At 46.6% G+C, this 13147-nt stretch carries 11 protein-coding genes; 7 read left to right on the top strand and 4 right to left on the bottom strand.

From position 1 onward, the window contains the following. Positions 1-238: 238 nt before the first annotated feature. The 4 genes from D568_RS0112730 (at position 239) to D568_RS20105 (ending at position 4399) form a co-directional block, all read left to right on the top strand. Positions 239-691 carry a hypothetical protein gene (locus tag D568_RS0112730; RefSeq protein WP_020209992.1) on the top strand — a complete coding sequence of 151 codons (453 nt, stop codon included), beginning with the start codon at positions 239-241 and terminating at the stop codon, positions 689-691. A 169-nt stretch (positions 692-860) separates the two neighbouring features. Beyond that, the gene (locus D568_RS0112725; protein WP_020209991.1) at positions 861-1199 is read left to right on the top strand and encodes a hypothetical protein; all 339 of its coding nucleotides are present in this window, start codon (positions 861-863) and stop codon (positions 1197-1199) included. Positions 1200-1659: 460 nt separating this feature from the next. Next, the gene (locus D568_RS0112720) at positions 1660-2112 is read left to right on the top strand and encodes a hypothetical protein (protein WP_040516757.1); all 453 of its coding nucleotides are present in this window, start codon (positions 1660-1662) and stop codon (positions 2110-2112) included. A gap of 592 nt (positions 2113-2704) precedes the next feature. After that, entirely contained in the window at positions 2705-4399 is a 1695-nt protein-coding gene (locus tag D568_RS20105) for a leucine-rich repeat domain-containing protein (RefSeq protein ID WP_020209989.1), read from the top strand. A gap of 195 nt (positions 4400-4594) precedes the next feature. On the opposite strand, the gene D568_RS0112710 is transcribed toward D568_RS20105, so the two are convergent. Continuing rightward, complete coding sequence (locus tag D568_RS0112710) at positions 4595-5326, bottom strand: Crp/Fnr family transcriptional regulator (protein WP_020209988.1); 732 nt, start codon at positions 5324-5326, stop codon at positions 4595-4597. A 271-nt stretch (positions 5327-5597) separates the two neighbouring features. Between D568_RS0112710 and thpD the strand changes: the two genes are divergently transcribed. After that, a complete protein-coding gene (thpD, locus tag D568_RS0112705) occupies positions 5598-6536 on the top strand; it encodes an ectoine hydroxylase (protein ID WP_083915360.1) in 939 nt (312 codons plus the stop codon). Between the two features lie 252 nt (positions 6537-6788). On the opposite strand, the gene D568_RS0112700 is transcribed toward thpD, so the two are convergent. After that, complete coding sequence (locus D568_RS0112700; RefSeq protein ID WP_020209986.1) at positions 6789-7382, bottom strand: dimethylsulfonioproprionate lyase family protein; 594 nt, start codon at positions 7380-7382, stop codon at positions 6789-6791. A gap of 339 nt (positions 7383-7721) precedes the next feature. Here D568_RS0112700 and D568_RS0112695 point away from each other — a divergent pair, with 339 nt between their 5' ends. Next, positions 7722-8366 (top strand): DUF2959 domain-containing protein, encoded by a 645-nt coding sequence (locus D568_RS0112695; protein ID WP_020209985.1) that lies wholly within the window; start codon positions 7722-7724, stop codon positions 8364-8366. Between the two features lie 618 nt (positions 8367-8984). Beyond that, positions 8985-9440, top strand: coding sequence for a GNAT family N-acetyltransferase (locus tag D568_RS20100; protein WP_040516800.1), 456 nt, complete (start codon positions 8985-8987; stop codon positions 9438-9440). A 108-nt stretch (positions 9441-9548) separates the two neighbouring features. Here D568_RS20100 and D568_RS0112680 read toward each other — a convergent pair whose 3' ends face one another. Beyond that, on the bottom strand, positions 9549-11270 hold the full coding sequence (locus tag D568_RS0112680; RefSeq protein ID WP_020209982.1) for a bifunctional protein-serine/threonine kinase/phosphatase: 1722 nt from the start codon (positions 11268-11270) through the stop codon (positions 9549-9551). 77 nt (positions 11271-11347) lie between these two features. Next, positions 11348-12823 carry an MFS transporter gene (locus D568_RS0112675; RefSeq protein WP_020209981.1) on the bottom strand — a complete coding sequence of 492 codons (1476 nt, stop codon included), beginning with the start codon at positions 12821-12823 and terminating at the stop codon, positions 11348-11350. Between the last annotated feature and the right edge of the window lie 324 nt (positions 12824-13147).

Genomic DNA, 13147 nt, shown 5'->3' with positions numbered 1-13147 from the left:
TAGTTAAATATTGGCTTTTTATTCTAAATCCTAACTCTTTGCCTGCGGGGTGTGGTTTGGGTCCGCTTCTTTGGTTTAGCCGAATATGCTTTTTGGGTTTTATTGGCTCAATTGTAGGCAGTATCGTATGGTAGAAGAACGTAATTATAACAAGTCGCTTAAATTCGTTACGGCCGTAAAAAACTTGATCTTCACCGGACTCGCTAACGCTCGTCGTTTAGCGGGGCGTTAAATACCTATGGATATAAAACCTAAGATCGGTGTTGCGGAGGTCTATTTTGGGCAAACAATGGCAGATGTAAGAGCTGTCTGGGGAGATCCCGAATCGATTGATACATTTATTCCACTCGAAGAAAATCCCGAAGATCGCGATGTCGATTGGTATTTCTCGCCAGGGGTAGAACTAAGTTTCCATTCTGAAGATGATTTTCGTCTCACTAGTATTACCTGTGAATCGGCCCAGTGTCTATATAATAAACTTGCAATAGTTGGTTTGAGCGTGTCAGAGCTGAAACTGCGTTTTCCATCAGCAAAACTAGACGAGGAGTTTGATTTATCAATTGATGAATATCGTTGCCCAGAAAAGGAGATGTCTTTCTGGGTGCAAGATGGTGCTGTTACGGCAGTTACAATGTATCCAGAATATACGAAAGATGGAAAAGAAATAGTTTGGCCAAAACGCAGAATTTAACAAAGCTATCTATGGATTCCATTTCCGTCGCTTGGCTTTTATGTCGTGTAGTATAAAAATACAATCAACTACAATTCGCCGGTAATAATGGCGGCGTTATTGGCGTCGGCCTTGAAAAGGCAGGCTGCCAGTCGTCGCGCGGATATATGGAGCGAAAGGTGAGGTCAACATGAAGTTTCAATGTGCTAAGTGCAGCCATATCTTCACAGAAAGAACGGCTATCTGTGAAGATTGGCGGATTAAAGAAAAATCATTTGGCTGTCCGTCTTGTAAAATTTTTCTAAGAGACCCTAGAAAACAAGGTGTGGGTTCAGCATTAGGCGGGATGGCAATAAATCAAGCGGTTGCATTGATTTTCGTATTTTTAGTCTTTGGGGTGATTTGGAAGCTAGAAGAATTTACAGGAGTCTCTCAGATCTATTTTTACGTTCCGTTATTGATTGTGGCGGGGTGGTATATATACAAAAATCCAGCTAAGCCTTTAATGGCAAAGCCATATAGTGACTAATTGCATGGCAGGCGTTTCTATGAGTATTAAACCTTTTGGTCGCTGCATGCTAAAAATATTTATAGTATTAGTTCTGCTAGTTGTAGTTGGTTGCTCATCTAGGTCATAAGAGAGCTAATGGGGTCAAATCTTGACTTAAGAAATATTAAGTGGCTCGGCTGCGCCTATGAAGTGGCCTGTGGTTTGAATAAGATAAGTCAAGATTTGACCCTATAGCTCCTTGTTTGCTTACCCACTGAAATCAGCCTCCACTCGGCGCAGTAGTAGGGGGGAGTCGACTTCGTAGTAAGCGCCCGTTGGGCTCAGTTGTGAACGAGCAGAAACCCGATTCAAGTGTTTAATAAATTTTATAAAAGCTAGGTTGTCAGACGAAATATTCAATTCGTATTTTAATGAACTGCTATGCACGGTGGGGAGATATATGAGGATTTCCTACTCATATGGTTGGCTTGGGTATTTTATGAAATATTTTGGTGGGATATCCATGGCAATTCTTACACTTTTATTTTCTGGCTTGTTTGCTCTCTCAATATTTGATATTGATAATATGTTGCAGAAAATGCCAGTACAAACACCATTGTGGCTGCTGATCTCTTTAGCAATGAGTTTTTTGTGTGCTAAGGGGTCGTACTATTTGTTCAAATATAGATGCCTCTTTATAAAAACATTTCAATTTAATGATGGTGGAATTTCAATTTTATCTAAAGATGGAGGCTCATCTAGCCATAGTTACAGTGAGCTTGATTTTATAATTTATAGGAAACTTCCAAAAATATTTGAAATACACTTTAAAGAAAGGTCCTCCAGTTCAATTATATTAATGAATAATGGGCAGAGGGAAACCAACGATTTTTTGGAGCTAAAGCAGTTCTTATTAAGTGAGCGGTTCAATTTAAAAATTAGACTTTGGTAAGTGCATAACAAAGTGTGTAAAAATAACACGCTTAAGTATGGTCGTCTGTCGGTATCTGACCACTTCTCTTCTTAATAGGCTATTAGGTGATTTAGTGCGAGAGCTAAAATCTACACTTCTCGGATTTCTGGCCGGGGGCGCATCCTTGATGCTAGAGTCTACCAAGCATATTGGGTTGCAGTGGCTAGTTTTAGCTGTGATTCTGGTTTCGGGATTTTTCGCTTTAAGGCATCCCCGATTATCTTTTTTTCCACGCGACGCCTCGTGGGTTTCTAAGATTAACTGGGGGGAGCAATTTTGGGTTTTCGCCATTTTTATTTTGTCTTTTTCCTGTGTTCATCTTCTACATTGGCTCGTTGTTAATGAATTAACCTAACAACCGTTTTAAAGTAGGTTCGGGGTTAAGCCCTGCAAATCACCTTGGTGCGAACAAAGCCGGCCGCAGGTTTTTGGCTGTGAATCTTACCGAACAAGAAGAGTGTGAAAGTTGAACCTATTATTAAGTCAAGATTTTATCCTATATGCCTAATAAATTGGCGCTAAATGTAGGTTTGGCCCGCGTGGGCTATTATTAATTTTAGGAAGGTGGGATATGGATATTTACAATAAATTTAGCCTTATGGTAGGTAAGTTTTCCCTCTTTTTAGTCAAGCCCCAAAAGCTGTGCGCGGCAGTAGGAGTTTCACTGCTGGTTAGTTGTGGTGGCGGTGAGGGTGGTGTGGAGGAAAATCTTTCATCTTCATTTACAGCTGTAATCTCAGACCTGAGCTTCGTGGATGAAACTTTATCTGCCTGTGTTGCTGATACTGCCAGCTTGTATGGGTGGGTTTATGTCAGTGAAATGGTAAGCCTGAATTGTAATAACCTCGAGACGGTAGGGGATAATAATAAAATCGTAAAGCTTGATGGTGTTGAAGCGCTGTCTCATCTAAAAAGTCTGGATCTGAGTGGTAATTGGATCGAAGATATCAGCGAGTTATCGAATCTTACCAGTCTTACTGAGTTGATGCTTTCTAATAACAGTATCGATAATGTTGGCGCTTTAGAGAGTTTAACCAATTTGGTGGTGTTATCCCTTAACTACAATGATATTACTACCATAGATGCTTTAGCTGATTTGACAGGGTTGAAGAGCTTAGGGCTAGGTAACAATGCGCTTGGCGATGTGGAGGCGCTATCAAATTTAACGAACCTCTCGCACTTAAACCTAAGGTACAGTGGTTCTATCAAGGGGGATAATATAGAAACACTAGAAAAAATAATCTCTCTGAATGTTGAAGGAACAAATTTCTCTAATATTGAGGCTCTATCTGCACTAACAAATTTAACGAATTTAAATATCAGCTCAAATAATATCAGTGATATCAGCGTATTATCTGCGTTAACAAAGCTGTCCGATTTAGATTTAAATTACAATAAAGTGGATAACATTGGCGCGCTTTCAGGTTTGAAAAATTTAACCGCATTAAAGTTATTGTACAATGATGTGAAGGATGTCGGTGCGCTATCTGACCTGACACAGTTGCTAACATTAAGAATTGCCGGAAACGACATCAGTGACATCAGTGCTGTCGGTAATTTGGTTAATCTGACTGAATTGCATGTTGGCAGTAACAGCATTAATGATGTCGGTGCATTATCCAACCTAAAAAACTTAATAACACTGCACCTTAACGATAACCAAGTCAGCGATATCGGTGCGCTATCGAACTTAACTGATCTTACCATCCTGTCTCTAAACAATAACCAGATTAATGATCTCAGTGCTATAGCCTTTTTAACGAAAATCTCTGATTTATACGTTCACAACAATCAGATTACAAGTGTGGACGCTTTAGCTGGTTTAACAGGCTTGAAGAGGCTTCTGCTCGGTAGCAACCGAGTCAGTGATATTGGCGTGCTATCTGCGCTTACTCACTTGGATTATTTGCGGATTGATAATAATCAAATAACCGATATCAGCCCCTTGTCTACTCTGGAGAAGCTGACTGAGTTATGGCTTGATGGCAATGCAGTCAGTGATATATCCGCACTTTCAGGTTTAACCAATTTAATAGACTTACGTCTGAATACCAATGAAATTATAGAAATCGGCCCTTTAGAATCTCTTTCGAATTTGACTGGGTTACAGATCAGTAATAATCAAATTAATGATGTGAGTGCGCTTTACGAGTTAACGTCGTTGGAAGATGTTGGATTATTCGACAATCCAGTATCTTGCCAGCAGGTAATTAATCTGCAAGCTCATTTGCCGAATGCAGATGTAGATTCAAATGCCTGTGATTAATTCATCTGGCTTATGCTGTGTGATAAGCAACAGGTTAGGGAAAAGACCGGCTTCAGGCCTTGGCTGTGAGTTTTTCTGTTGGCCGCTAAGATGATTTCCATGATCGGATTGCTGGAGATTAATAGCGTCAGAGTCGCTGATGTTTGATGGAAAGAAAAGAGATCAGACTAGACGCTATTTGTATATTCTTTGAATTTAGTTGCGCGAATCCAGAGGTACAGATTCGTTTAAGTAATAAGGGCTGAAACCGGCAAAGTCTTTAAGCCGTTTTATATTGGGAATTTGTATATGGTTGTTATCCCTGAACATCAGGCCTTCCTCTTTCAGCTCGGTAAAGGTTCGGCTGACGTGCACGGTGCTTAGGCCCAGAGCGTCCGCTAATACATGCTGGGGCAGGGGCATTCTGAATTCGTTTTGCGAAAACGTGTTGGTGCGCTCCAGTCGCGAGAGCAGCTCTAAGGTTAGGTGTGCGAGCTTCTGTGTTGCAGAGCGCCTTCCTAAATTGACCAATCGCTCCAGTAATACCGCTTGTTCGCGCGCTCCGATAGCGAAGAAAAGGCTGGATAACAGTACGGAGTTGCTAAAAATCTCTGCCATCCGTGACTTAGGAAATTCGCACACCTCTGCTTCTGTAAGCGCCGCGACGCTGGTAAGACGGTGAGTGAAGGCGAACTCTCGTAAGCCAATAACATCCCCCGGAACGAAAATGTCTAAAACCTGACGGGTGCCATCTTCCATGTTTCGGTAAGAAAATAACCAACCGCTTAGCACGGTATAAAATGCTTCGGCGATATCCCCTTCATGGCACAGGACGGTTTCAGCGTTAATTTTTCGGGGGCTTTTTTCTAAAGAGCAAAGCAAGTCCTCGTGGCAAGGTTCTAGCTCTGCATAACTTCCAAAATGTTTAAGAATACAGCTTTTGCTCACTCTATTAATGCCTTTCTGGAGAGGGATAAACCCTAAATATTAAAGATTAATCAGCAAAAATGCTAACAAACATACCCACTAAAACCGCCTGAGGTTCCGATCTGCCGGAAGAGTTATTGCAAAAACCTATGTTATTGAATGTTAAATATTTATAAAAACTGACGGATTTGTCGTAGAAAGGGTGATCCAGTTGGGCGGTTAACTTAGGTTATGGAAAATCGTTGGAAAGCGCGTAGAGTGCGCCATATTTCTAAGCCAAGAAGGATTTGTTATGTTAACTGATCGTTATCCAACGAGGACTGAGCGCCGATTAAGTATGATTCCGCGGCGCGATCCTATTGTCCACAGCGCTAAGAATAAAAGGGATCAGGGCCCACTTAGCGAGCACCATCTTCAATGCTTTGAAAGGGACGGCTTTTTGTGGTTTGAAAACCTGTTTTCAAGCACGCCGATTATGCAAGGGTTGTTGAATAATTTGGCCTCACTGGAAAAGTTTCCCGGTGGTGTGGACTCGGAGCAAATGATTCGCGATGGGGATACCGGTAGTCTTCGCTCGGTTTTCGGTGTTCACGAGATTTCTAAAGAGTTTGAGGCGCTTACCAAAGAGAAACTGATTCTGGGTATGGTGCGTCAGATACTCGGAAGCGATGTCTACATTCACCAATCGCGCATAAATGCTAAGCCCGGATTTGTCGGCAACGGTTTTAATTGGCACTCGGATTTTGAAACCTGGCACTCAGAAGATGGAATGCCCTCTATGCGCGCGCTCAGCGTTTCCTTGATGTTGACCGACAACACCGCCTTTAATGGGCCTTTAATGCTGGTTCCCGGGTCCCATGAATATCACGTTCCCTGCCAAGGTCTTACACCTTCTGGGAATTGGAAGCAGTCGTTAAAAAATCAGAAAATTGGCGTGCCGGACGAAGATTCGTTAGAGACGTTGATTAATAGCGGCGGAATTTCTGCACCCACCGGGGGAGCAGGGTCGTTGTTAATATTTGATTGCAACACCCTTCACGCGTCGCAGAAGAATCTTTCTCCGTGGTCCAGAGCTAACGCGTTTTTTGTTTTCAATAGTGTAGAGAATAGTTTAGAAGCGCCCTATGCGGGAACCATACCCCGGCCCGAGTTTCTGGCGTCGCGGGGGTCCAGAGTGGATTTTCCCCAATCAAGAGCAAAGACAAGTCGGCCGGCCGCTAATATGGGGTAACGGAAAGTATCTGAAGAGTAGCGGTTGGAGGTGAAGGAGTATTGGAATCAGGTCTGGCGTTGTGAATTCTCGCAGGCCTGTACTATCGTGCTTCACGGAAGGTTAATGTCACTCAACGTTCTCAGTTGTTATTGCGCCGCTGCGTGATTCGCAGAGCGCTTACAGAAAACCAATGGTTTTGCCAGTGGGCGTTTTTGGTTGCTGGGTGCGTTAGTTAATCTGTTGTCGGAGTGCGCTAACGTTTGCACCCTCTTATTCACCTTTCCACAGACACCATACGGCTAGTAAGGGTGCGCTTGCCGAGCGCATGCTGTGCACAATGTGCGGAGTGTTATGCACAGTCCCACCAATGCCAGGGGAGTGCCAGGGGCCATTTTCCTGCCGCCATTGCCCGGGGGATAATACGGCATAGATTTCCTCTGGCGGGTGTTGGTGGTCGGGGTAGAGCGAATGCGGCGCTAACAGACTGACCCCAATGCGTATATCCTGCCTTAGCTCTAAACCTCTGCTGCCAACTACCTCGGCGTTGGCGCGCCGGTCGGTTAGCGTATCTTCCCGTTCGGTGTAAGAGGGTATGGGCGTCCAAGCAAGCTGGGGCGTGATATCACCAAGCGCTGTGGCGAGTTTGGCTGTGGCCCCGCCGCTGTCTACAGCTGAGTCTATAGCGGGTTGCAGAAAGCGGCAGACCGGTAAGTTTTGCGGTTGCGGTGCGTGTTGGTCGCCGGGTACTTCCAGTCTGGTAAACAGCTTCTCGGCAAGAGCGGTCACTTCTGCGCTTGGTTTTGCACGGGCAAAGCTTTGGTATAGCGCGTCAAAAAATGTCTGCAGCTTGGCTGATCTTTGCATAGAATAATGGTGGGAATTCGTTATGGGTGAGTTCAGTCTGTGCTCTTTGCAGGCCATAGCGCCATGCTAACCATACTTTGCCAGAAGCGAGTTATCGATTCCATCGGTTATTACAGATTTCACTTGCCTTTGCTTCATTGAAAACCATTTATCACGCCGGCACCGGGCCAGCATCCTCCGTGGCTGGTACAAAACCTGCTTTACTGATGTTCTTAATTATAAGTGGCTCTAAAACCCGCTTGAGCAGCGTTAAGAGAGAAAAAATCACAATCTCAGCGCGCTTTTGACAACTCAGGAGGTTTTTAGGCCTTCAACCAATCAAACGAAAGGTGAATAAGCATGTTAATAAGTCGTTGGTTTGTCAGCTCCGTTTTGGTCGTGGCTCTGTCGGGTTGTCAGTCGGTGTATTACGGGGCGATGGAGAAAGCAGGGGTTCATAAGCGCGATATTATGATTGACCGCGTGGAGTCGGCGCAGGAGTCGCAAACCGATGCCAAGGAGCAATTTGAGTCCGCGCTGGAGCAGTATCAATCGATAGTGACGATTGAAGACCAGGATTTGGTAGAGCGCTACGAGAAACTCAACGACGAATACGAGGACAGTAAAGCGGCGGCAGAAAAGGTGTCCGAGCGAATTAACTCGGTGGAAGATGTTTCCGAAGCCCTGTTTGATGAGTGGGAAGATGAAATTGATTTGTATAGCAATGCCAATTTAAAGCGGCAAAGTGAAGCCAAGCTGCGTCAGACCAAAAAGCAATACGATAAGCTGATTAACGCTATGCGCAGTGCCGAGGCACGTATGGACCCGGTGTTACAAGTGTTTCAAGATCAGGTGTTGTTCCTGAAACATAACTTGAACGCGCGCGCGATTGACTCGCTCCAGGGTGAGCTTGGAAATGTCAATACCGAAGTTGCCGGGCTTATTAGGGAGATGGAAAAATCCATTGCCGAGTCAGAGGCGTTTATCAGTAGTCTGAAAAATTAATAAGTCGTATTCGCTAACGCTAAAGTATTAAAAAGTAGATGATGTTCAGGTTTTACACTTCGCACCAAAGTGTAAGGCCTGAGCGCAGTTTTCTGTGAAAAGAAGGAAGCTATTGCTGCATAAGTACGGTGTCTTTTTGTTTGGCACCAGTTTTTGCGTTTATAGGGAACACCAATGGAACGAGTTCAATGATTCTATTCCGATCAAAGTGGATATTCGTAGTTGCAGGAATCCATTTGAGCATCATTTTTCTAATAGCTGGCTATTGTTTGACAAACTATTACGATCGGTATTGTCCAGCGGATACAATAAGCAGGGCGATCGACTGGCCTTTGAGGATAATGTCGACAATGATGGGGGAGGTGGTTATCTTTAATGTTTTTCTCCTACTTTTACATAGCTATGCTTGGGGGTTTATCCTGGTAAACGTTTTCAACTTCATAAAGAAACGTGCCACGTAAAACATACGTTTTTTTTGTGGCATCCATATTGAAAGCGAATTTTTCAGGGCTAATTTACCTCTGTGCTCTAAACTATCCGGACCCGAGAGGGGCTGCCCCTTATATTTTCACGAAGGCTATGCTACGGCTGAAAATCACAGTGTTAGGTGCTATGACAATGGAAATTCGAGAGCTGACAACCACTGAACTAAATAACCTACTGGATCTATATAAACATCTCCATGAAGAAGACGAAGCAATTCCCTGTAATGGAACGCTAGAGCTGACTTGGGAGAAAATTCAGTCGAATCCAGATTATTTTTGCATAGGCGCATTTCATCATGAACAGCTTATTGGAAGCTGTTGCTTAATTATTGTTGCGAATCTAACTCGAGGTTGCAGGCCTTATGCGATTATTGAAAATGTCGTCATTCATCGAAATTTTCGTCGAAAAGGTTACGGGAAAGCTATCCTTCAGCATGATTTGAGCATTGCTTGGGATAAAAACTGTTACAAGATCATGTTACAAACTGGTCGTTTAAATGAGGAGATATTTAGATTTTATGAGCGATCTGGTTTTGATCGAAACGCTACACAGGCTTTTGTTTGCAAGCCGCCGCGCAAAAATAAGTAACTGACCACGACTGGCGACACGGCAAATAAAAAGCCCGCTTTGGTTGTCCAAAATAACCGTCTTTTAGTATTAGACATCGGCCTCAACCTCAGCCGTCCGCCCCAAAACTTACCTTGTAACAACAAACACCAACAGTCCAACCGCTACTGCCCACCCTGCAATCGCTAACCCTTTCCATACCCGTTCCGGGTGTCTTTCCATGAGCGGTTTTTGTTTGGCGGTCAGCCAGTTTGGGTTGGGGCGTTTTAAATCTTGCAGCCATTCGGATAGCGCTTCGTAGCGTTGCGCTGGTTGCGTGTGCAGGGCTTTTTCCAGGGCGCGGTCCATCCATACGGGCACGAGCGGATTAAATTGCAACGCCGAGCGATAGGACAGCTTTTGAAACTGTGGCAACGCCATGGCTTTGCCGTAGCCTTCACCAAACGGATGCTTGCCGGTAAGCATTTCGTACATTAATACCGCCAGCGAAAATTGGTCGGAGCGCGGGCCGGTGGGGCCGCCGTAGCGGTATTCGGGCGCGGAGTAGTCCAGTGTGCCGAGGATTTTGTCGGCGGCGATGGGGGACGCCATCTCTTCAATGCCGGCCACCCAGCAGGAGCCGAAATCGACAATGCGCACGCCCTGGGCGCCGACCACTACGTTGTCCGGCTTTAAGTCTTGGTGCAAGGTGTCTTTGCGGTGCAGAGCACGAATGCCCATGACCAGTTGTTCGATCAGTTCTACCGCATCGGACACCGGCAGTGGCGCGCGCTCTTTGATGACCTGGGTGAGCGTGGGGCCTGGAATATATTCGGTTAAATAGTACAGACAGGTGCGGGTGCGCGGCGGTTCCACCACGCGCACGACGTGGCGGTTAGCCAGGCGCGAGCCAATCCAAGATTCACGCACAAAGCGTTCTATGTAGGCAGCGTCGTCTTCGTAATTGACCGAGGGGGTTTTCATGACCAGCGGTGTGCCCTCGGCGTTTTTTACCAGGTACACCTGGCTGCGCTCTGATTCGTGCAGAATTTTTTCGACGGTTAACCCATCGAGAATGTGGCCGGGTTTTAGCAGCGGTGGAAAAGGCAGGCGCGACAGCACCGTAATGGCGTCGCTTTCGCTTGGCGTGCCTATGTCATCTACGCGTGCCAGTTGCACACTGATGTTGTCTTCACTGCCGTTATTCAGCGCGGTTTGGTACAGAGCTTTGCACTGCGCGTCTAAATCATCGCTACTTTGCAGCATCTGGGTTAAGGTTTTTTCGTCGATAAAATCGTGCAGGCCGTCGGTGCTTAACAGGTAAATGTCGCCGCGCTCAATTTCCTGCGACTCCATATCAATTTCCAGTGATAAATCGGCCCCCAGTGCGCGGCTTAAATAGGTGGTGTTTTTGTCAATGCGCTGGCTGTGATCGCGGGTGAGCAATTCAAGTTGTCCGGCGCGAAAGCGGTAAATGCGGCTGTCGCCCACGTGAAAGATAAATAGCTTATCGCCTTTTAATACCAGTAGCGACAGTGTGGTCAGGTAGCCTTCCTGGCGGACGTTGTTTTGGCTCTGGCTCCACAAATAACGATTAAGCGAATGAATCACGCGGCTGGCGGATTGTCCGGTGCGCCAGGTATCCGGGGTGGCGTAATAGTCGGTGAGAATACCGGTAACGGCAGTTTGGCTTGCCTGGCGCGCGGCGCTGGATGAACTGACGCCATCGGCAATGGCCATGGCAACGCCTTTGGTGGCCATGGCGGCGCCCTCGGGAAAACGGGCGCCGACGGTGTCCTGGTTTTCGGCTTTGCGGCCGGCCTCGCTCAGTTGCGCAAAGGCCACCTTGAGCGAGGGTTGTAAGTGTTCCATAGGCGCTTTCGGTGTTGTTATTGTTGCGGACATCTTAGCGCCTTTTGTATCGCGTAAAAACGGTGTGCGAACAGAGCTTAGGTCAGTTCTATTTGGGTAATGCTGCCGTCTTCGTTAACCTCGTGCATGTGGCCCTGAGGTTCTTCTAAAAACTGCACAATACCAAAAATAACCAGCGCGCAGCCGCCAATCACCATAAAGAAGGTGCTGGCATCCACAAAGCTGTAAATGGTCAGGAAGGTAACCGCGCCCACGTTGCCGTAAGCACCGGCCATGCCTGCCACCTGCCCGGTTAAACGGCGCTTAACCAGTGGCACCATGGCAAATACCGCGCCTTCACCAGCCTGCACGAAGAACGAGCAGAACATTACCGCGATAACGGCCATCCATACCGGCCAGGCACCATTGACTTGCGACAGGGTGAAGTAACCGATGGTTAAGCCGATAATAAAAATCGACATGGAAAGACGGCGACCGAATTTATCGCTGATGTAACCACCGCCGGGGCGCGCCACCAAATTCATAAACGCAAAGGCCGCGCCCAATGCACCGGCGGCGGCCAGGGTCATGCCCTCAAAGGTTTCTAAAAAGAACGCGGGCAGCATAGACACCACCGCCAGCTCCGAGCCGAAAGTAACAAAGTAAGCCCAGTCTAAAATGGCCACTTGCTTGAATTTGTATTTATCGTGCTCGGGCACCGGGGCGCCGTGCAGCATGTCTTTGTTTACTTTATAAATCTGGCTGAACTGATACGCACACAGCACCAGCAAAATGCCGTACATTAAATAAGTGGTGCCCTGGCTTAGCAGGCCCACCCCGGCAGGCGAAAGTTTCCAGGCCAGTACCGCCAAAATAATGTACATGGGCAAGTTCATGGCGAGGTAGAAATAGAAATCTTTTTTGCTGGTGACTTCCAGGCCGCCGGATTTTTTCGGCTTAAAGTAAGTAGAGCCTTTGGGTGTGTTGCGCGCGCGGGCGTAGAAAAAACCAGAGTAGGCCAGCGCCATTAACCCGGTGACGCCAATGGCATAGCGCCAGCCGTCGTCGCCACCAAACAGCAGCGCCAGGGTGGGCAAGGTAAACGCGGCAGCGGCCGAGCCAAAGTTACCCCAGCCGCCGTATACACCTTCGGCCAGGCCTACATGGCGTGCGGGAAACCATTCGCCCACCAGACGAATACCAATAACAAACCCGGCACCAACAAAGCCCAGTAAAAACCGAAACAGTGCCAGCTGCTCATAGGTTTGGGCGCAGGCAAAGGCTAAACACATTAAGCCACCTGCGGCTAACAGCAGTGAATACACAATGCGCGGGCCAAACTTGTCCACCAGAATGCCCACCACAATGCGCGAGGGAATGGTCAAAGCCACGTTAAGAATCAGCAGCGCCTTCCACTGGGCGTTGCTCATATTAAAGGCTTCCATAATCAGTGGCTTGAGTGGCGCGTGTGAAAACCACACCACAAAGGTTAAAAAGAACGCAAACCAGGTTAAATGCAGCAAGCGAATGTTGGCGCGGGTAACATCGAGTAAATTAAGTTTTTCTGAACTCATAACAGCTATTCCGTCTAAACTGGTCTTTGCGAATACGCAAACCATGTGTTGACTGTGACTAATCAGTGCGTTGATTTTTCTGTACGAAACAACCCCCCTTCAGCAACCGGTATGCCACAATGACAATGGTGCGACTTGGTGCAGGTTGAAGCCCGTGGCTCGCGAGGCTTCTGCGGTAAATAAGGTGTTTTAATGAATTGTTGGTTTTGTCTGGTGCGTATGCACCACGTGCTGTTTCAGTTTTGGTGCGGGCTGGTTGTGTCGGGAGGTTCCGCATCGGTGCGAAAAAAGAGAGGCTTGCACGCTCATGGGTCATTCGTGGGT

The organism is Gilvimarinus chinensis DSM 19667 (genome assembly GCF_000377745.1).
Taxonomy (GTDB): domain Bacteria; phylum Pseudomonadota; class Gammaproteobacteria; order Pseudomonadales; family Cellvibrionaceae; genus Gilvimarinus; species Gilvimarinus chinensis.
This window is presented reverse-complemented; position numbering and strand designations above follow the sequence as displayed.